The sequence below is a fragment of the Acidithiobacillus sp. HP-11 genome (assembly GCF_015100075.1).
Classification (GTDB): domain Bacteria; phylum Pseudomonadota; class Gammaproteobacteria; order Acidithiobacillales; family Acidithiobacillaceae; genus Acidithiobacillus; species Acidithiobacillus thiooxidans.
This window is the reverse complement of sequence record NZ_JACKYY010000010.1, coordinates 26,395-46,517: the sequence shown is the minus strand read 5'-3', so window position 1 is coordinate 46,517 and position 20,123 is coordinate 26,395. Positions and strand designations below refer to the sequence as shown.

Below are 20,123 nucleotides of genomic sequence, written 5' to 3'. Positions count from 1 at the left end.
GCCTGGTATTCCTATCTAGCCATGTTGACTGCTGCGATCATAGTGCCGCAGCAGGATCTCCTGGGCGGATTGACAGTCATCTTCCGGGCTTCGGCGCAGTTGTTCATAGCTGCCGTCCGCCTTCATGAGCCAGGCGTTGCAGTCATCCTGCAGATAAAGCTGCAGGGTTTCCTCGAGAACCCGGGCGCGGAGGTCCGGGTCCTGTATTGGAACGGCAACCTCCAGGCGTCTAAACAGGTTGCGTCCCATCCAGTCCGCGCTGGAAATCCACAGCTTGGGATGCCGTCCGTTGCCGAAATAATAAACCCGGCTGTGTTCCAGAAAACGACCGACAATGGAGCGCACCCGAATATGCTCGGAAACGCCGGCAATGCCAGGACGCAGGGCGCAGGCACCGCGCACTACCAGATCAATTTCGACGCCCGCCTGAGAGGCCCGGTACAGGGCACGAATCAACTCCGGCTCCACCAGCGCGTTTACCCGTGCCAGAATACGTCCTTCGCTACCCCTGCGGGTTTCTGCTTCAATGGCCTGAATGAGCGCGTTGAACAGCGTAAAGGGGCTTTGCAGCAGGCGCCGCAACTGGGGCACCCTGCCCATGCCGGTGATGTGCATGAACAGATCATTCATGTCGGCGGTAATATCTGAATCGGCGGTCAACAGGCTCAGGTCTGTATAAATCCGGGCGTTGCGGGGGTGGTAGTTGCCTGTGCCGAGATGTCCGTAAAGGCGGATACCTTCATCCTCGCGGCGCAATATCAGAATCATTTTGGCATGGACTTTGTGGTTGACGACCCCGTACACGACCTGTACGCCCACTTCTTCCAGACGCTCGGCCATGCGGATGTTGTTGGCTTCATCAAAGCGTGCCTTGAGTTCAACCACGGCTGTGACCTGCTTGCCCGCCAGAGCCGCCTCAATCAGCGCATCAATAAGGGGCGAGTCAGGGGTGGTACGATACAGGGTCTGTTTGATGCCGATGACCTGGGGATCACTCGCCGCCTGACGCAGAAAATCAAGCACCGGATTAAAGCTCTGGTAAGGGTGATGCAGCAAAATAGGTGCTTCACGCAGGCGCGCAAAAATATTTTCCGGCCGGGAACAGACGCTGGGTAGTCCCGGTACGAAAGGGGGAAAAAGCAGGTCCTGGCGCGGCACCATGTCAATAATGGCCGCCAGCCTGGACAGGTTCACCGGCCCGGCCAGTGAATAGAGATTGTCATCCACCAGTTCAAAGTGTTTGAGCAGATAATCGACGACTTCGCGAGGACAATTATTGGCGACTTCCAGGCGTACAGCTTCTCCGAAAGGACGCATGGGCAGTTCGTCTACTAATGCGTCCAGGAGGTTATCCACTTCTTCCTCATCCACAAACAGTTCGCTGTTACGGGTGACCCTGAACTGATAAAAACCGAGAATTTTCAGGCCGGGAAACAGTGCGGTGACGTGTTCGTGAATGACGGAGGAAAGAAACACAAAATCACTGGGACCCGCCAGATGGGGAGGGATCTGGATGATTCGGGGAAGAATCCTGGGGGCCTGAACGATGGCAATGGGACTGCGTCGTCCATAAGCATCCTGTCCTTCCAGAACAATGGCAAAATTCAGACCTTTGTTTTGCACTTTCGGAAAGGGATGTGCCGGGTCCAGGCTGAGAGGGGTCAACAAGGGCATGACTTCAGTCTGAAAATAATTGCTGATCCAGCGCTTTTGTGCAGCGCGCCATTCCTTACGGCGCAGCAGCCTAATGCCTTCTTTGGCCAGAGCCGGGAGCAGACGCTGGTTCAGGCAGAGATATTGTTCCTGAATGATTTCATGGGCCATTTGTGCAACGGCGGCAATTTCCCGATCCGGACCCAGCATGTCAGGCCCCAAGGGTCCGGCACCAAATTTGCGCCTTTGCAGTAATCCGGCCATGCGTACTTCAAAAAATTCATCGAGATTGCTGGAAACAATGGTCAGAAAGCGCAAGCGCTCCAGTAAGGGCACGCGGGGATCATCGGCCAGCGCCAGTACGCGTTGGTTAAAAGCGAGAATACTCAGATCACGATTGAAGTAGAGCTCTGCATTATCCAGAGAGACCGGATTTTCTGCGGATTCTGACTGCTCGCTTTCAGTCATGGCGTTGGCGCACTCTTTGTTCGGCGGCCGTCATGGTGTTTTGCAGGAGGGTGGCTACGGTCATGGGCCCGACCCCGCCGGGAACCGGGGTAATCCAGGCTGCCCTTTTTTCGGCTTCGGCAAAGTCTACATCGCCGGTCAGGCGACCATCAGGTAAGCGATTGATCCCGACATCAATGACCACAGCACCGTCGCGAACCCACTGACCAGAAATCAAACCCGGCTTGCCAGCGGCAGCAATCAGGAGTTCTGCCCGCTCCACATGGGCCTGAAGGTTGCGGGTAAAGCGATGACAGACCGTGACGGTGGCTCCAGCCAGTAAGAGCTCCATAGCCATGGGCCGTCCGACAATGTTGGACGCACCAACAATCACCGCTTCCTTGCCGCGAACATCCAGGTCAATTTCATCAAGCAGGGTCATGATCCCGGCTGGTGTGCAGGAACGCAGCAGGGGCGCGCGGAGGGCGAGACGCCCGACGTTGTAGGGATGAAAGCCATCCACATCTTTTTCAACGGCTATGGCTTCAATGATGACTTCAGGGTCAAACTGGGGGGGGAGGGGTAATTGCACGAGAATGCCATCGATGCTGTCGTCAGCATTTAACTCGGCTATTTTCTGGAGTAATTGTTCAGGACTGCTTGCGGCCGGGAGATTTACCGCCAGAGAATGGATACCCACGCTTTTGCAGGTGTCGCGTTTTTTCTGGACATACACTTCGGAGGCCGGATTGTTGCCTACCAGCACCACTGCCAGGCCTGGGGGCCGACCATGGTTTTTGAGAAAAGCCCTACTTTTTTCGGCGGTTTCTGCCTGCAGTTTTTTGGCAATGGCCTTGCCATCAATACGTTGCGCAGTCATTGCTTCCCCTGCGCAGAAGCTGAATGGCCTGGGGAAACCCTCTTTATCATGAAATTAACCTTATGAATAAGCTGCGTCGTTTTAAATACTCTAATATCCCAACATTCTTCTGTTCCCTCGATTTTTTGTCAAGTAAAAACCGGACGCAGGCCCTCCCGGCCACCCGCCGTGCTCAGGTGACCAGTATCCGGTCTGCTCCCTTAGAAGACCCGCTTCAGGAAGCAGGCACAGACGGGGTTTCGCCCCCACGCAAATCTTTGGCCAGCACCATATACATGGCAGGTACCACGAATAGCGAGAATAGCGCGCCAATGCCCAAGCCGGTGAAAATGACCAGGCCCATCTGGAAACGACTGACGGCACCGGGTCCATTCATGAGGAGCAGGGGGAGAACCCCGAGTACCATGGCTCCGGTGGTCATCAGAATCGGACGCAGACGAATACTCGACGCCTTTTCCACCGCATCGCGTTTGCCCAAGCCTTCATGACGCTGGATTTCATTGGCAAACTGCACAATCAGAATACCCTGCTTGGCAATCAAACCGATCAGGGTGATCAGCCCCACCTCCGTGTAAATATTGATGGAGGCCAGGCCCAGGCTGACAAATATCAGTGCACCACTGATGGACATGGGAACGGTGATCAGCACAATCAAGGGGTCCCGGAAACTTTCAAACTGAGCCGCCAACAGCAGGTAAATCAGGATGATAGCCAGTGCAAAAGTGGTCAGCAATCCACCACTTTCCTGCATGTACTCGCGCGACTGGCTGGCGTAATTGACCGAAAAGTCCTTGGGCATGATTTTTTCAGCCGTGCTCCGGAAGAAGTTCAGAGACTGTCCCATGGTTACTCCCGGCTTGGGAACCGCCTGAATGGTGACCGAGTTAAGCTGTTGAAACTGCGGCAGGAACTGCGGTTCAACCTTGGTTTCGATGGATACGACTGTTGACAGGGGCACCATTTGACCCGTTGCCGTGGCAATATAATAGTCCTTGAGGGCCTCCGGGTCCGTACGGAACTTGTCCGGCACCTGGGGAATAACCTTGTAGCTGCGTCCCTCCATGTCAAAGCGGTTGACATAGTTGCCGCCCAGCAAAGGTTGCAGATCCTGGGCAATTTCCGCCATGGTCAAACCCAGATTGGCGGCAATATTGCGATGGATTTTCAGCACCAGTTCCGGATTGTCAATGCGCAGGTCCTTGGTCACATAGAAGAACATGCCACTCTGGTAAGCCTTGGCTATGACCTGATCAGCTACCTGATCGATTTTGTCGTAACTGCCGGGACTCTGCAGAACAAATTGTACCGGCAGGCCGCCTGCAGATCCGGGTAATGGTGGCGGCAAGAAAGAGGCCACCTGCAGCCCTGGCACGCTTTGCAATTGCTGCTGCAATTTGGGCTGAATCTGCATGGCTGTAACCGAACGATCAGACCAGTTGGTTAAACGCATGCCTGCAAAAAGGCTATTGGTTCCACCACCACTGCCGACGGAAATTCCAGTGACCATGAAGGTCGCCTTTTTTTCCGGATACTTATTGAACACCTTCAAAATCTGCTTGCCGTAGTGAGCCAGCCGGTCCGGGGTGATAGTTGGACCACCAGTGCCGGCATTGAAAATAATGCCCTGATCTTCCTGTGGCGCCAGTTCCGATTTGGAAGTGGCGAACAGGAAGTAAATGCTGCCGAAAACGACTATGGCAAAGAGCATGACTACGGGCACAAAATTCAGGACACCGTGCAGAAGTCGATCATAAAAACCTCTTAAACCGACAAAGCGCTGATCGATGAAGTGTTCAAAGCCGTGTTCCTTGGTGGGCTTCAAGACCTTGCTGGAGAGCATGGGCGACAGCGTCAAAGCCACAATCATGGAGATCAGCACCGCTGCTACCAGGGTAAAGGCAAATTCTCCAAACAGACTGCCGGTCAGTCCACCCATAAAGCCAATCGGCGCAAACACCGCAATCAATGTGGTGGACATGACGATAATGGGACCACCCAGTTCGCGCCCGGTCAGCAAGGCGGCATCAAAAGGGCTTTTGCCTTCATCAATATGCCGATGCACGTTTTCTACAACGATAATGGCGTCATCCACCACCAGCCCAATGGCCAGCACCACTGCCAGCAGAGTCAGCAGATTGATGGTGAAGCCCAATGACCACATGATCAGGCCCGCACCGACAATGGACAGCGGTATGGCTACAGCTGGTATGACCACCGCCCGGAACGAACCCAGGAAGAGGAAGATAACCAGCACGACCACCGCCAGGGTGATCCCAATAGTCATCATTACTTCATCAATGGAGGCCTGAATAAAGGTGCTGGCATCATAAGGAATCGCCGCATGCATGCCGGGTGGCAGGCTCTTTTCAAGCTTTGCCAGCGAGCTTTTTACCCCTGCAGCTACATCCAGAGAATTGGCAGAGGGAGATTCCTGAATGCCGATAAATGCTGCCGGTTTGCCGTCAAAAAATGCCTGGGAGTCATAATTCTGGGCACCAAGCTCAACATGGGCGACATCTTTCAGGCGAATCAGGGTGTTGCCCGACTGTTTGATGACTAGGTCACGGAATTCACTGACATTGTGCAGGCTGGTAGTGGCCACAATGGTGTTTTGTACGGTTTTGCCCCGGGTCCGCCCCACGGCCGAGATGAAGTCATTGGCTGTCAACGCTTGAGAAACCTGGGCAGCGGTCACATTAAGTGCGGCCATTTTCTGCGGGTTCAGCCAGACGCGCATGGCATAGGTATTCCCGTTGCCAGCACCAGGGGGCAAAATCTGGGCCTCACCAACACCATGTACCGAGGCAAGACGCGGTTGCGCCACGCGCAGCAAATAATCAGTAATTTGTTGCTGGCTGAGTTGATTTCCGTAAAAAGCGATATACATCAAATCTGTTGTATCGCCCACTGTGACGTTGATCACGGGCAACTGGCTACCCGTGGGCAACTGATCAGTCACCTGCTGGACTTTAGACTGAATGTTGGCCACTGCGGCACTGGGGCTGTAATTCAGCTTCATGTACACCGTAATGGTGGAGGACCCCTCCGCACTGTTGGAGGTCATGTAGTTGATGTCAGGAGCGCTGGCAATGACCTTTTCAAGACGTGCGGTAATAAAGCCCTGCACGGTGCTGGGACTGGCACCGGGGTAAGCCGTGGTAACGGTGACGACGGTGTTGACCAGGGCCGGATATTCGCGGACGGTCATCATGGTGTAGGCGTGCAGACCCAGCAGGAAAATTACCAGACTCAACGCCGTGGCGAGTACCGGGCGACGAACAAAAATATCCGTAAATTTCATGAGCTAGCCTTACGCGTTGTGGCTGATGGTAACAAGGCTGCCATTGACCAGTTTGACCTGACCGGCGGTAACGATTCTGTCGCCTTGCTTCAATCCAGAGAGTATTTCCACCATGCCGTCGCGCTGCTTGCCGGGTTTGATGACCTGTTGCACGGCGGTTTCCTGGGTTTTGCCATCCTTTTTCTCTTTATGAATGACGTAAACATAATCGCCAAAGGTGTTATAGGAAATGGCAGATACTGGAATGACCAGGACTTTTTCAGTGGTATCGCGCACCACCGTCAACTCCCCGAACAGTCCTGGCCGGAGCTGATTTTTGGGATTATCGATGGTGGCTTGTACTTCTATCTGCCGGGTAGTGCTGTTGACGGCAGAACCCAGAGCCGTCACTTTTCCGGAAAAGGTTTGACCGGGCAGAGCGTCGGTTTGGATCTGCACCGGAGTCCCGGCCTGAATATTCTGGAGATCGCTTTGCGGCAACGTGAAGTTGGCGTAGAGCGGGCTCCAGGACTGCAGGTCCACTATTTTGGTGCCGGGAGTCAGATACTGACCCACATTCACCTGGCGGATGCCGAGATAACCACTGAAGGGCGCGCTAATGGTCAGTTTGTTCAGCGTCGCCTGAATATCCTTGATGGCAGCCTGATCCGTCTGATAGGTCGCCTGGGCTGAATCCAGCTGGGCCTGGCTGGCGGCCTTGGTGGCGATTAACTCTTTGGTACGCTGCAAATTGCTGGAAGCCAGTCGCAGTTGCGCCTGGTCACTGGCCAGTTGGGCCAATTGCGTAGAATTGTCAATCTGCACCAGCGGCGTCCCTGCCTGCACATACTGACCGGAGTGAAAATGAATCGCGGTCACATTGCCAGCAATTTGTGGAGAGACCTCCACACCCTGAACGGCTGCCAGCGAGGCAACGGCGCGCAGTTGCGGGTGCCAGTGGGCAATTTCTGCTGTTGCGGCACTCACGGTGACTACCGGCTTGGGCATGTGCGCCATCGCTTCGGCAATTTTGCTGTTGACGAAGGCTTTAAACCCAAAAATTCCGCCAAAAACAATCAGCAGGCCAATAATGACAATCACAAATGCTTTTTTCATATTTCAGTCTCCGCAGAGGATGGCTGCGATCAATAAAAAGGTTTAAGAATGGGTAGGCGTAGTCGTTGACTTCTGATCCGGCTTGTTCCACCAGCCACCCCCCAAAGCCACGAGTAATGCGGCACTATCCTGATAACGCTGGGATTGAGCCTTGATCTCGGCAATTTTGGCGGTGTTGTACTGGACTTCAGCCGTCAGCAGGGTCAGATAATCACTGGCACCGGCGCGGTAACTGGCCTGCGCCAGTTTAAGTGCTTCCCGGGAAGCGGACAGCGCCTCACGCTGGGCGGCGAGGGCCTGGGCATCATGCTCCACCGCCCGCAACCCGTTGGCCACCTGATCAAAAGCATTGAGCACGGTGCTGCGGTAGTTGGCGTAGAGTGCGTCATAGGCAGCATGTGCCTCGGCTTTCTGGGCTTCCAGTTTGCCACCTTCAAACAAAGGCTGGGACATGGACCCGACCAGGCTCCAGATGCTGCTGACGGGGTCAAAAAATATGTTGGGGTTGCTGGCGGCATTGCCGAATGCGGCCGTCAGCTTGACGGTCGGATAAAACTGCGCGCGCGCTTCCCCTATCTGCGCATTTGCCGCTTTCATCTGGGCCATTACGGCGCGGATATCCGGTCTTTGCTGGAGGAGTTGCGACGGTAAGCTGACGGGCAGTTTTTCCGGCAGTTTCAGATCGGTCAGCGTAAAATTCTGGCGTTTGGCATTCGCAGGAAATGCCCCAACGAGAATGGCGAGTTCATGGCGATAGACGGCCAATTGCTGTTCCAGCGGCGGCAGGGTGGCGGCTTCACTGGCCATCTGACTTTTTTGGGTCATGACCGTGCTGTAGTCGATGGCACCGGCACGATACTGATTTTCGGTCAGTTCCAGCAGCTTTTTTTCGTGGGCGATGATGGCCCTGGTAGCCTGGATTTGTTCTGCGGTAGCCGCTTCATCAATGGCGGTGGTGACAATATTGCCGGTCAGGGTCAGTTTCGCGGCTTCCAACTGCCACTGTTGGTATTTCACCAACTCTTCGCTGTTGCGATAGACCAGGCGATTAACACCAAAAATGTCAGGGTAATAAGACACCCCCAGCGACCCGTTGATCAATGAGTAATGGATACCCCCACTGCCACCAAAAGTGGCGGCCGTGCTTTTGCTGCGATTGGCCTGCAGGGTGCCAGTTACCTGCGGATAAAAAATGCTGGCATTGGCACGCGCTGTGGCTTGTGCTTCACGCATTTGGGCCTGGGCAGCCGCAATGGTCGGACTGTTTTTCAGGCCCACGCTGATGAGGGTATCCAGAGCTTTGGAGTGGAACAGTTTCCACCATTGTTCATGTAGCTCGGTGCCATACTGGATTTCCTGCGCTGCTCCGGCCATACCGCCGGGCGTAACGGTTTTTACCGGACTTTTGCCCGCCGTATAAGCCATTTTGTCGGAAGGCGCGGGCGGCACCCGTAGCTTGGGTTCAAAGCTACAAGCTGCCAGACTGCTGGCAACACCTAGGGCCAAGAGGGCCGCAACGGGTTTGGGTAGTGGTTTGTGCACTAAAAATTACCTCTCAGAGGTCTGAACCGACCGGTCAGTATAATGGCTATTATTGGCAATTCTGTCAAACTCGGGCCTGTTCAAGCTATAGAACCATGACGGGCATCCTCTACGGTCACCCCTGTCCAGTCATTCAAGCTAAATTGTCGCATGAATATAGAGAGTTACAAAATGCTACAGTACGCTTGATTCTTGTAGAATTTCACCCCATATTAACTGTGCAACAATTTTTATTGGGGGAGCGAATGAATAAAAAATTTTTGGGAACAAGCATCCTGCTTGTCAGTTTAGTCACGGCACCATTAGCATGGGCCGAACCTTCTGTCACTCAGGTGACGCAAGCCATTCACAGTGGTCATCTGGACCAGGCACAAAGCATGATGCAGGAAGTGCTGACTACGCATCCTAATTCTGCGGAGGCGCAATACCTGGAGTCGAGAATTCTCGCACGTCAGGGCAAATGGTCAGAAGCTGCAGCGGCCCTGCAGAAATCTGAACAACTGGCTCCGACCATGCCTTTCGTCAAGCCGGAAGTCTTGCAGAAATTCAAAAAATCCGTGCAGAGTCATAGCAAGGCTGTGACCAGGCCGGCGGCTGAAAAAAAGAGTCCCTGGGGCTCCGCTTTGGTCTTTTTTCTGGGCCTGATTGTGTTGATTGTGGCGATCTCCATGTTTTTACGGCGGCGCCGGCAGAGTGCACAACTGATGTATCGGGGTGGGCCGACCCCAGGGCCGTTTGGCAGCATGAATGGTGGCTATGGACCTAATGGTCCGGGATATCCTGGTGGTCCGATGGGGGGAATGCCCCAACAGGGTGGTGGCTTGGGTTCTAATCTCGCATCGGGAATTGCTACCGGTGTCGGAGTGGGTGCCGGGCTGGCTGCCGGACAGGCGCTTGCCGGAAGTTTGTTCGGTGGTCACGAAGCTGCCGGAACACAAGCCAATGCATCAGGCAATGACGATCTAGGCCTGACCGATGATTCCTGGGGTAATGACCAGCTAGCCAGTAATGATGATTTCGGGATGGATGATGGCGGCGATGGCTGGGGCTGACCTTTTGTTATTTGCTTAAAAAGAAAGGGCGAATGGATAAGTCGCCCTTTTTGCTTCCTGGCTGGTCGGACCTGCTGTAATGCATCCATCCTGATTGTCGATGCCTGATCTCAGGGGAGCGCATATCCCCGGCGGCGCAACACTTCGGAAATGGTCAGCAGCGGCATTCCCATCAGGGCGTTGGGGTCTGCGCCTTCCATTTTTTCCAGCAGACTGATCCCCAGACCTTCAGAACGTAAACTTCCGGCACAGTCGAGGGGCTGATCTTTTTCAATATAGCGACGGATATCCTTCGGGCTTAGTGCGCGTAAGGTTAGAGAGTAGGGTACGATGAACTGCTCCGCGCCGCTGGCATCCGCTATGGCAATACCATTGAGATATTCGACCCGACGACCTTGCATCCATTGCAGTTGCTCTTCGGCCCTGGCAACGGATTCTGGCTTTCCCAGAACCCGACCTGCACAGTAAGCCATTTGATCAGCGCCGATAACCAATGCTTCGGGGTGGCTGGCTAATACGGCTTGCGCCTTGGCCAGAGCCAGACGCGCCACAAGCTGTTCCGGGGTTTCATCCGGAAGTGGGCTTTCATCAACCTGGGAAGCTACGCAGCGAAAGGGAATTTGCAGACGCTGCAGCAATGCCTTTCGATACGGGCTGGTGGAGGCCAGAATCAGTTCAGGTAGCAACATGAAAAGTTTTTTCAGCCTGTATTGCGTTGTCCGGCGGCGATGGCGTTGATGGTGCGCAGCAGGGGATCCAGCCATATTTCCCGGAATTCCGGCGGTGCATCATCATTGCGGTAACGGCGGAGCAGGGCGAGCTGAATATGATTCAGGGGTTCCATGTATACGTTACGACGCTGCAAAGAAAAAGCGAGGCCAGGATTATCGGAAAGCAGTTGCTCGGTTCCAGCCATGGCCAGCATTTCTCCAAGACTCAGTTCAAACTCCTGGCGGATTTTCTGGAAAACCGACTTGGCGAGCTCCTGATCAAGTGGTAAGCCGGCATATTCTCCCGCCAGCGCCATGTCGGTTTTAGCCATAGCCATGCTGACGTTGCCCATCAGTGCACGGAAAAAAGGCCAGTGCTGATACATGTCCTGAAGAATTTCTAGCCGTTCGGGTTTTTCCACCCGCCATTGGGCAATAGCAGAACCCAGCCCGAACCAGGCCGGGAGAATATGGCGGGACTGTGCCCAGGCAAATATCCAGGGAATCGCCCGAATCGAGCTCATGGAACGGTCACTGCGCTGCCGGTGTGAGGGGCGTGAGCCAATGTTCATGTGCGCTATTTCATTCAGCGGGGTTGCTTCATAAAAATAATCCAGAAAACCCGGGGTGTTTTCCGTAAGGTCGCGATAGGCCTTTTCGCCCAAATGGGTGAGCTCCGTCATTACCTTGAGATAAGCCGGGTTGTCGGGAGTAACCGGACGGACCAGACCGATGCTGGCTTTGATGAGGCCGGCGGTGCCGACAGTCAACTCATATATGGCAGTTTCGAGATTGGCATATTTGAAGGACAGGACTTCACCCTGTTCGGTAATTTTGATTTGTCCACGAACCGTGTCCGGCGGTTGCGCCAGAATGGCTTCATAGGTGGGACCCCCACCGCGACCGACGCTGCCGCCACGGCCATGAAACACGCGAATTTGAATATTACGTTTGTCAGCTATGGCAGCCAGGCGCAGCTGGGCCTGATACAGCGACCAACTGGACGATAAAATGCCGCCATCCTTGCAGGAATCGGAGTATCCAAGCATGACCTCCTGGGTGTTTTCCTGGCTGCTGAGGATTTCGGTATAAACCGGGTTATCGAGCAGCGTGGACATGACAGCATCCATACGCTCCAGATCGTGAATGGTCTCAAACAGTGGGGTGACGGCAATTTCACTGTAAAGTCCCTGTCGAGACCAGCCTGCCAGCCCGAATTCCTTGGCCAGCACCAGTACTTCGAGGATATGACTGGCTTCGTGGGTCATGGAAATCACGTAATTTCCAAATCCGGAAGCGCTGATCTCGCGGCGAAGCTGGGCGATACAACGAAACATGGCGCAGGTTTCGGCAGCCAGCGGCGAAAGTTCAGGGTGGTGTTCAACTAACGGGCCGGGACGTTTGAGGGCTTCCGTCAGAGTTATCAGTCTGGCTTCTTCAGACATTTCAAGGTAACCAGCAAAACCCGGGACATCTGCGTACAGTTCTGAAATAGTTCGGGAATGCACGGTAGATTCCTGGCGAATATCGAGATTGGCCAGATGAAAACCGAAAGTCTGTACCAGCCAGACTATATCCTGAATATCATGATCAGCGATGTAATCATCATTGTGACCGCGCAAGGAGTCACGCACGAGGAGCAGGTCATCCAGAAAGGCTTCGGCTGATCCATAAGCCGGGCCAGCGGATTCATTCATGATCTGGCCGTTTTCCAGTTGTCTCAGGCGCAAATCCAGGCGGGTCATCATGTAGCGCAGCTTGCGGCGATAGGGTTCACTGGGAAAGCGTTGATCCACCCACTCGGCCAGTTCCGGAAAATCATCGGCGTCGCGTTCCAGAGAGGCGAGCAGAACCGGCGAAATGCCACAGAATCGGCTGGAATGACCTAACAGTTGATAAAGTCCGCTGAGCCGTTGCTGATATTCCTTGAGGACCTCGACGCTCTGGGTGCGCAAGGCCCAGCTGGTAATGGCGGCGGTGACGTTGGGATTGCCATCCCGATCTCCGCCAATCCATGAACCAAAACGAATAAACGCGGGAATGTCGATGTCATCGTTGGCAAATACCCGTCGCGCCGCCCGACGGGCGGCGCGATAGGTCATGGGTACGGCTTTGAACAGGCTGTCGCGAAAGAAGAATAAACCGTTCTCCACTTCATCCTGAACCTGGGGTTTGTTGGTCCGGACTTCTTCGGTTTCCCAGAGGATCTGGATTTGTGCCCGCAAATTGTCGATGACTTCTTTTTCTTCTTCATCGTTCAGGCTGGGGTCATCGAGTGTTTGGCTGACCACGAAAATGCGGCGCAGACCATGCAGCACCGTGCGCCGTTTGGATTCAGTAGGGTGTGCGGTAAAGACAGGTAAATAGCGGGTCTGATCGAGCAGGTACTGAATTTGGCCGGAGGTGATGCCCTGTTGCTGGAGGGAACGGAAAGTTTCTTCAAAGGATCCCGTCCACAGTCCGTAGCCCTTCTGTAAAAGGCGACGGCGTTGCAGATGCTGGGATTCTTCTTCGGCAATGTTGGCCAGACTGAAATAGGTGTTGAAGGCGCGAATCACCAGCACCAGATCATCCTGGGGTAAGGCGTCTATGAAACGGGCAAGGCGTTCCCGTAGGCGGGAATCTTCTTTTTTATGGAGGCGGATGTAGCCTTGGCGAAGCTGTTCCACGGCGTTGAACACCCGGGTTCCGGCCTGTTCGCGTAATACTTCACCAAGCAGATTACCCAGTAATTTCACGCGGCTACGGAGCGCCTTATCATCGATGGCCGTTTTATCCACTAATTGCTTCTCCTTGAATTTGTGAACCCTCCACTGTCAGGACCATCTGGATGACAGGCGGATTTTAATTCTAAGCTAATGGCAAGCAGGCTGCAGGTCAATCGTTCACGGCTGGATCGCTGGCCGCAGTGGCTTCAGTCCATCATCAATATGGATCAATTAGTGGACCTTATAAGCATGGCTTTCCCGTCTATTTTGAGCTAGTCTAAGTTCCATGCAGTGAAATCTGTCCCGCAGGCTTTTCACTACCCTAAAAGCGCCATGAAGCATAGTCAAGGAGATAAAAAATGGCCGGTCAACAAAAAGGACAAATTCTTCAGGATCCTTTTCTTAATTTGCTGCGTAAGGAACACGTTCCCGTCGCCATCTATCTAGTCAACGGGATCAAGTTGCAGGGATTTGTCGAATCCTTCGACCAGTTCGTTGTTTTGTTGCGGAATAATGTCAGCCAAATGATTTACAAACATGCCATTTCTACGGTGGTTCCCGGTCGTGATGTGCGCTTGCCTTTGCCTGAGGGCGAAGGTGAGGTGACGGCGACAGAAGAAGAGGCCTGATCCTGACCCATAGTGCAGTTGCAGTAGACGCGCCCCGTGAGCGGGTCCTTCTGGTCCATGTGATATTACATGGCGAAGTGGATCTTGACGACGGGGCCGAATTTTTTCATCTGGCTACCGACAGCGACGCGGATGTTCTCGAATTAATCCCTGTGACCCGCAATCGCCCTGATCCGGCAACTTTTATTGGCAGTGGCAAAGTGAAGGAACTGGCCGAAAAAGTGCGGGAAGTGGCAGCGGATCTGGTTTTGTTTGACCGATCGTTAAGTCCGGTGCAGGAGCGCAACCTGGAACGGGCCTTGCAGTGCCGGGTGATTGATCGGGTCGGGTTGATTCTGGATATTTTTGCGCGGCGTGCCCGTACACATGAGGGTAAATTACAGGTCGAGCTTGCTCAATTGACCCGCTTGCGGACGCGCCTGATTCGCGGCTGGACCCATCTGGAGCGGCAACGCGGAGGCATTGGCTTGCGTGGTCCGGGTGAAACACAGCTGGAGACAGACCGCCGCCTGATTGGAGATCGTATTCAGTCCCTGCGGCACAAGCTGGTCAAGGTAGCTGCCCATCGGGCGACCCAGCGCCGGGCCCGGCAGCGCGCTCCGTTGCCAACTGTGGCTTTGGTGGGCTATACCAATGCGGGTAAATCCACTTTGTTCAATGCCCTGACCGAGCGCAGTAATTATGCGGCAAATCGTTTGTTCGCGACGCTGGACCCGGCTATTGGCCGTTTGCAGGTTGCCGGGCAGGATGCGGTGTTGCTTGCGGATACGGTGGGCTTCATGCGTGACTTGCCGACGGATCTGATTGCTGCATTTCGGGCAACGCTGGAAGAGGTGAATCAGGCGCAATTGCTCTTGCATGTCGTCGATGGCAGCGCAGTGGATCGTGATACGCAAATGGCTGCAGTCGAATCTGTCCTTAAAGAAATTGCAGCGGATTCTCTGCCGGTGCTGGTGGTTTTCAACAAGGTCGACATGACGGGTGAAGCGAGTGGAGGGCTGTATGATGCTTCGGGAACATTGATTGCGGTGAATGTCAGTGCCCGGAGCGGTGCAGGTCTTGATGCGTTGCTGCAAGCTATTCTCGAACGGGTTGGTCGCTCTATTTTGCGCGTCGAGCTGCTGCTGAGTCCTGAGGAAGGCGCTTTGCGTGCCTGTTTGCATCGTCTGGCCAGTGTCATTGACGAAGATTTTGACGAGGAAGGTAAAACCCGGATGGTTTTTGATATTGATGATCTGGCATGGCGTCGTCTGCGCGCGCAAATGCGTGACAATGGTTGTCAGGCGCAGGACCCGACCTCTACAATACCCGAAATAATCAAGGAAGGAGATTGGTATGCCGTGGAGTGATCCGGGCGGAAACGGAAACAACAACAATAATAATAACAACCCCTGGGGACGGCGTCCCAACCCACAAAAGCCTGCTTTTGACATTCAGAAAATTACCCAGGAGTTGAAAAAACTGGGTGCTTTGTTGGGTTCCGGCAAAGGTCGGGGTTCTGGAGGTCCCAAGTGGGATCCGCGCTGGCTGCACCGTTTGCCCATTATTATTATTGGCATACTGATTTTATTCTGGATTGCATCGGGTATTTATATTGTCGGACCCAATGCGGAAGGCGTGGTGCTGCGTTTTGGCAAGGAAGTCGGCATTACCCAGCCGGGCCTTCATTATCACTTGCCCGTGCCTTTTGAAAGCGTTTCCTTACTCAGAACCGCCGAGAATCAGCGGATTGTTTTGGGTTACAGTGGCGCCGTGGATACCCTGAATCCAGGAATGATGCTGACGGCCAATGGTGACGTGGTGGATGTTCACTTTGCCGTGGATTACCGTATCAGCAATGCCAGTCATTACCTGTTTTCCAGCACCAATCCAGAGCAGTTGATTCGCTATGCGGCTTTGTCTGCCATGCGCAATGCCGTGGGGAAAAGCCAGTTGAAAGCCTTGATGCATGTGGATCAAAGCGCCATGGCCCAGCAGATCCAGCAAAGTAGCCAGAATCTGCTGACGGGATTACATGCTGGCGTGACGATCAACGCAGTGCAGATTCTCAGCATTCATCTTCCCAAATCGGTGCAGGCTTCCTACACCGACGTGATGACTGCCCGCGAGGATATGGCCCGATCCCGGCGTGAGGCGGAAGCCTATGCCAGCAGCATTATTCCCAAGGCCAAGGGTGAAGCCGCCACTATGGTGACAGCGGCCGAAGCCTACAAGTTGCAGGTGGTAGATCGTGCCAAGGGCGATGCTGCCCGCTTTACGGATTTGCTGCAGGCTTATCAGAAGAACCCCCAGGTGGTGAGTGAGCGTATGTATTTGCATACCATGCAGGATATTCTTGGCAGCACGCAAAAAGTCATTATGGATAGTCATGGAAAAGCAGTGATTTATTTGCATATGCCCGAAAAAACTGCCGCTCAGCCCAGTGCGAGCACACGCTCGGTAGCGTCGGCCACCGCTGCAGATCGCAGTACGGCTCCGGTCGCTAATACCGACAGTGCTGCCAGCCAACCGGTGCTGCCGGTTTCAGGAGCGCGCTCATGAAAAACTGGATATGGGCTGTACTGATTGTTTTTCTCGCGGTGCTGCTGCTGGCCTCTGCCAGTTTTTATACGGTCAATCAGTCACAAAATGCCTTGCTCATGCAATTTGGCAAGCAAATCAGTGTGCAGAAGGCCCCCGGTCTTTATTTGAAATGGCCGGTTTTGCAAAATGTGGAATATGTGGATAAACGCTTGCAAAATTACAGTCCGCAACCGGAGTCCTTTCTGACCCAGGACAAAAAGCCCTTACTGCTGAGTTATTTCGCTGAATGGCAGGTGGTGAATCCTGGAGTTTATTATGCGCGGCTGCATGATCAGGCGAATGCCCAGACCCAAATTGGCGATGTTCTGCGCGCGGCTTTGCGCAGTCAGATTGCGACGATGTCCATGGAGGCACTCATTGCTGCCCGGCAGCAGGAAATTTCCACCCCGGTCATGCAGGCGGCAGACCAGCACTTGTCAACTTTTGGCATCCGCCTGGTGGACTTGCGGATTTTGCAGGTAGGCTTGCCCCCGGAACTGCTGCAGGCAACTTACAAGCGCATGGAGGCGGAGCAAACTCAGCAGGCCAATACCTACCATTCCCAAGGTAAAGCTGATGCGGAGCAAATTCGTGCCAGCGCCGAGAAAGAAAAAACCAGCATTCTGGCTGATGCTTATCGTCAACAGGAGCAGATCAAGGGGCAGGGTGATGCCGAAGCGGCCTCCATTTACGGGGATGCTTATGGTAAGGATCCGAAATTTTTTGCCTTTTATCGCAGTCTTGAAGCGTATCGTCACGCTTTGAGTGATAAAACCGTGCTGGTACTCAACCCGGATTCTCCATTTTTCAAATATTTTCGGCATTCCTTGAATGAGGCGGGAAAATAATGCGCAGCGAAAACCATCCGACCTGGCTTTTGCCCAGCGGCTTCGAGGATGTTCTGCCCGCACGGACAGATGCTCTTGAACATTGTCGACGCAGTCTTCTGGATCGCTATGCGCTGTGGGGCTATCGTCAGGTAACGCCCCCTTTGGTGGAGCATCTGGAAAGTTTGCTTACCGGTAGTGGCGCTGACCTGGACCTGCAAACCTGGAAACTGTTGGATCAGGATAGTGGTCGTCTGGTAGGCCTGCGCTCGGATATGACTCCGCAGATGGCGCGCATTGACGCCCAGACTTCAGCCTCCGGAGAAATCCGCCGTCTGGCTTATGCCGGAACCGTATTGCGAGCGCGTCCTGACTTGCTGGGTGGTAGCCGCGCACCTTTTCAGGTGGGTGCTGAGTTGTTTGGCGTCGCAGGATCGGAAGGGGATCTCGAAGTGTTGTCCCTGATGGTGGAAAGTTTACGCCACTGCCAGGTCCCCAACCTCTTGCTGGATATTGGTCATGTCAGTATTCCCCGGGCCCTGGCAGATGCGGCCGGCCTTGCCACTACCCAGCGCAATGATTTGTTGCGGCATGTAGAACGCAAGGCCTGGCCGGATGTCCGGCACTGGCTGCAAATTCATGGCGCAGGACAAAGCCTTTGTGCTGATTTTGATGCCCTGGCCCGTTTGCAAGGGGATCATGATGTATTGAGTCGTGCGCGACAGCAGTTGGGTCATCACCCGGCCATTTGCAAGGCCCTGGATGATCTCCATTTTGTTTGGGAAGCACTGCGCCTGCGCTACCCGGATCTAGACATTCAATGTGATCTTTCGGAAATTCGTGGTCATCTCTACCATACTGGTCTGCTGTTCTCTTTATTCGGGCCGCAACGTGGAGAAGCATTGGCTCGTGGTGGACGCTATGATGATATCGGTGCGGCATTTGGACGGCGTCGCCCGGCAACCGGTTTCAGTCTGGACCTGAAACCTCTGCTGCGGGATCTTCCAGAATCGCGCAGGAACCAACGTATCTGGGCGCCTGCCGGCAGTGATCAGGCTTTATGGAAGGCTATTGCCGAGCAACGTCAGCAGGGGCATGTGGTGGCGCAAGACTTTCTGGCGGGTGAATTGCCGGATGAAGTGCAGTTGAAAAACCGGGGTTTTGATGCCCTCCTGGAGCATTCTTCTGCGGGTTGGGTGCTGCGCTCCCTGAATGCACGTTAAAACTATTTTCCATTTTATTGGCGGAGTGCTCCGTGTCTGATAAGTCAAATGTGGTCATCATCGGTACGCAGTGGGGTGATGAAGGAAAAGGCAAAATTGTGGACTGGCTTACAGAACGTTGCCAGGCGGTTGTGCGTTTTCAGGGCGGGCATAACGCCGGACATACGCTGGTGATCGGCAACCGCAAAACCGTGCTGCATCTTATTCCTTCAGGCATTTTGCGACCCGGTGTGTCCTGCTTTATTGGTAATGGCGTGGTTCTGGATCCGCTGGCGCTTTTTGCCGAGCTGGATGAATTGCTGCCCGTGATGCCCGATGCGCATGCGCGCCTTTTTGTTTCGGATGCCTGTCCGTTGATTATGCCTTATCACAAAAGCCTGGATCTGGCTCGTGAGCATGCCAAAGGAGATGCAAAAATTGGTACGACCGGTCGTGGGATTGGTCCTGCGTATGAAGATAAGGTCGCGCGTCGCGCCTTGCGGGTGGGTGATCTTTTCCACCGCGAGCGTTTTGCCGCAAAGCTGGGTGAAGCGCTGGATTACCATAATTTTGTGCTTCAGCATTATTTCAAGCAGAAAGCAGAGAATTTTGATGCCATTCTCGATCAATATCTGAGTCTGGCAGAGCGGCTGGCTCCCATGGTAGTTGATGTATCCGTGCGTCTTGCACAGTTGCAGTCAGAAGGCGCAAGAATTTTGTTTGAAGGTGCGCAGGGGACCATGCTGGATGTGGATCATGGTACTTATCCCTATGTGACTTCTTCCAATACGATTGCGGGCGCGGCATCCGCCGGAAGTGGCGTCGGGCCGGCTGAACTGGGTTATGTTCTGGGTATTACCAAGGCCTATACCACCCGCGTAGGCGCGGGTCCTTTTCCCACCGAGCTGTTTGACCAAACCGGGGTATTTCTGGCGGAACGAGGGGCAGAAGTGGGTGCGACCACAGGGCGGGCCCGGCGTTGTGGCTGGTTTGATGCGGTGGCCTTGCGCGCTGCCTGTCGCGTCAACGGAGTGACCGGCTTGTGCATGACCAAGCTGGATGTCCTGGACGGTCTGGCGGAAATCCGGGTCGCCGTGGGTTACCGGGTTAAGGGCGTGGTTCAGGATGAACTTCCTTCCGGTGCTGAAGCACTGGCGGCCTGTGAACCGGTTTACGAGACTTTTCCCGGCTGGCAGGAATCTACTGCTGGAGTCCGACGCTGGGAAGATCTGCCCCAGACCGCACGTCAGTATCTGGAGGCTATTGCTGAGCGTGCCGGACGGCCTCTGGCGATCATTTCAACGGGTCCTGACCGTGAGGATACCATTCTCCTGTCCGGGGTGTTGTGAATAGGAAATATAAAAAAGGGCAGACCCTGAAGTCTGCCCTTTGCTTTTGGTACCGGGGACTGGATTCGAACCAGCACAAGCTTTCGCTCACTAGGACCTGAACCTAGCGCGTCTACCAATTCCGCCACCTCGGCGTGGACGGAATGATCTTTGATTAAGGAGTAGT

General features: G+C 54.2%; 14 protein-coding genes and 1 tRNA gene. 7 read left to right on the top strand and 8 right to left on the bottom strand.

Annotation, left to right across the window (positions count from 1 at the left end; genetic code table 11):
• Positions 1 to 15: 15 nt before the first annotated feature.
• The 5 genes from ppk1 to H7F08_RS04750 all read right to left on the bottom strand — a co-directional run bounded on the left by ppk1 (position 16) and on the right by H7F08_RS04750 (position 8,918).
• The gene (ppk1, locus tag H7F08_RS04770) at positions 16 to 2,121 is read right to left on the bottom strand and encodes a polyphosphate kinase 1 (protein ID WP_142089762.1); all 2,106 of its coding nucleotides are present in this window, start codon (positions 2,119 to 2,121) and stop codon (positions 16 to 18) included.
• Positions 2,114 to 2,980, bottom strand: a complete 867-nt coding sequence (folD, locus tag H7F08_RS04765; RefSeq protein ID WP_010636806.1) for a bifunctional methylenetetrahydrofolate dehydrogenase/methenyltetrahydrofolate cyclohydrolase FolD — start codon at positions 2,978 to 2,980, stop codon at positions 2,114 to 2,116. The genes ppk1 and folD overlap by 8 nt, the downstream gene beginning before the upstream one ends.
• Positions 2,981 to 3,194: 214 nt before the next feature.
• On the bottom strand, positions 3,195 to 6,281 hold the full coding sequence (locus tag H7F08_RS04760) for an efflux RND transporter permease subunit (RefSeq protein ID WP_024893790.1): 3,087 nt from the start codon (positions 6,279 to 6,281) through the stop codon (positions 3,195 to 3,197).
• Positions 6,282 to 6,290: 9 nt separating this feature from the next.
• A complete protein-coding gene (locus H7F08_RS04755) occupies positions 6,291 to 7,376 on the bottom strand; it encodes an efflux RND transporter periplasmic adaptor subunit (RefSeq protein WP_075322493.1) in 1,086 nt (361 codons plus the stop codon).
• 42 nt (positions 7,377 to 7,418) lie between these two features.
• Entirely contained in the window at positions 7,419 to 8,918 is a 1,500-nt protein-coding gene (locus H7F08_RS04750; RefSeq protein ID WP_010636795.1) for an efflux transporter outer membrane subunit, read from the bottom strand.
• Positions 8,919 to 9,163: 245 nt separating this feature from the next.
• On the opposite strand from H7F08_RS04750, the gene H7F08_RS04745 reads away from it, so the two are divergent.
• Positions 9,164 to 9,970, top strand: a complete 807-nt coding sequence (locus H7F08_RS04745; protein WP_031572359.1) for a tetratricopeptide repeat protein — start codon at positions 9,164 to 9,166, stop codon at positions 9,968 to 9,970.
• A gap of 110 nt (positions 9,971 to 10,080) precedes the next feature.
• Here H7F08_RS04745 and H7F08_RS04740 read toward each other — a convergent pair whose 3' ends face one another.
• The gene (locus H7F08_RS04740) at positions 10,081 to 10,659 is read right to left on the bottom strand and encodes a Maf family protein (protein WP_142089764.1); all 579 of its coding nucleotides are present in this window, start codon (positions 10,657 to 10,659) and stop codon (positions 10,081 to 10,083) included.
• Positions 10,660 to 10,670: 11 nt separating this feature from the next.
• Complete coding sequence (ppc, locus tag H7F08_RS04735) at positions 10,671 to 13,460, bottom strand: phosphoenolpyruvate carboxylase (protein WP_142089766.1); 2,790 nt, start codon at positions 13,458 to 13,460, stop codon at positions 10,671 to 10,673.
• A 287-nt stretch (positions 13,461 to 13,747) separates the two neighbouring features.
• Here ppc and hfq point away from each other — a divergent pair, with 287 nt between their 5' ends.
• Genes hfq through H7F08_RS04705 form a run of 6 tightly spaced genes read left to right on the top strand, consistent with a single transcriptional unit; the run spans position 13,748 to position 19,957 of the window.
• A complete protein-coding gene (hfq, locus tag H7F08_RS04730; RefSeq protein ID WP_010636787.1) occupies positions 13,748 to 14,017 on the top strand; it encodes an RNA chaperone Hfq in 270 nt (89 codons plus the stop codon).
• Positions 14,014 to 15,366 carry a ribosome rescue GTPase HflX gene (gene hflX / locus H7F08_RS04725; protein ID WP_227487810.1) on the top strand — a complete coding sequence of 451 codons (1,353 nt, stop codon included), beginning with the start codon at positions 14,014 to 14,016 and terminating at the stop codon, positions 15,364 to 15,366. The genes hfq and hflX overlap by 4 nt, the downstream gene beginning before the upstream one ends.
• The gene (gene hflK / locus H7F08_RS04720; protein WP_142089767.1) at positions 15,353 to 16,558 is read left to right on the top strand and encodes an FtsH protease activity modulator HflK; all 1,206 of its coding nucleotides are present in this window, start codon (positions 15,353 to 15,355) and stop codon (positions 16,556 to 16,558) included. Before hflX ends, hflK begins: the two co-directional genes overlap by 14 nt.
• Positions 16,555 to 17,427 (top strand): protease modulator HflC, encoded by an 873-nt coding sequence (gene hflC / locus H7F08_RS04715; RefSeq protein ID WP_024893798.1) that lies wholly within the window; start codon positions 16,555 to 16,557, stop codon positions 17,425 to 17,427. The genes hflK and hflC overlap by 4 nt, the downstream gene beginning before the upstream one ends.
• Positions 17,427 to 18,629: an ATP phosphoribosyltransferase regulatory subunit gene (locus H7F08_RS04710; RefSeq protein ID WP_193639994.1), complete on the top strand. Its 1,203-nt coding sequence runs from the start codon at positions 17,427 to 17,429 to the stop codon at positions 18,627 to 18,629. The genes hflC and H7F08_RS04710 overlap by 1 nt, the downstream gene beginning before the upstream one ends.
• Positions 18,630 to 18,661: 32 nt before the next feature.
• The gene (locus H7F08_RS04705) at positions 18,662 to 19,957 is read left to right on the top strand and encodes an adenylosuccinate synthase (RefSeq protein ID WP_075322500.1); all 1,296 of its coding nucleotides are present in this window, start codon (positions 18,662 to 18,664) and stop codon (positions 19,955 to 19,957) included.
• A gap of 47 nt (positions 19,958 to 20,004) precedes the next feature.
• Here the strand turns inward: H7F08_RS04705 and H7F08_RS04700 are convergent.
• Positions 20,005 to 20,091 (bottom strand) — tRNA-Leu (locus H7F08_RS04700).
• Positions 20,092 to 20,123 lie beyond the last annotated feature (32 nt).

Excerpts from the sequence above, each read along its gene's own strand:
- ppk1 (WP_142089762.1), bottom strand. The coding sequence starts at position 2,121 with ATGACTGAAAGCGAGCAGTCAGAATCCGCAGAAAATCCGGTCTCTCTG.
- folD (WP_010636806.1), bottom strand. The coding sequence starts at position 2,980 with ATGACTGCGCAACGTATTGATGGCAAGGCCATTGCCAAAAAACTGCAG.
- H7F08_RS04760 (WP_024893790.1), bottom strand. The coding sequence starts at position 6,281 with ATGAAATTTACGGATATTTTTGTTCGTCGCCCGGTACTCGCCACGGCG.
- H7F08_RS04755 (WP_075322493.1), bottom strand. The coding sequence starts at position 7,376 with ATGAAAAAAGCATTTGTGATTGTCATTATTGGCCTGCTGATTGTTTTT.
- H7F08_RS04745 (WP_031572359.1), top strand. The coding sequence starts at position 9,164 with ATGAATAAAAAATTTTTGGGAACAAGCATCCTGCTTGTCAGTTTAGTC.
- H7F08_RS04740 (WP_142089764.1), bottom strand. The coding sequence starts at position 10,659 with ATGTTGCTACCTGAACTGATTCTGGCCTCCACCAGCCCGTATCGAAAG.
- hfq (WP_010636787.1), top strand. The coding sequence starts at position 13,748 with ATGGCCGGTCAACAAAAAGGACAAATTCTTCAGGATCCTTTTCTTAAT.
- hflK (WP_142089767.1), top strand. The coding sequence starts at position 15,353 with ATGCCGTGGAGTGATCCGGGCGGAAACGGAAACAACAACAATAATAAT.
- hflC (WP_024893798.1), top strand. The coding sequence starts at position 16,555 with ATGAAAAACTGGATATGGGCTGTACTGATTGTTTTTCTCGCGGTGCTG.
- H7F08_RS04710 (WP_193639994.1), top strand. The coding sequence starts at position 17,427 with ATGCGCAGCGAAAACCATCCGACCTGGCTTTTGCCCAGCGGCTTCGAG.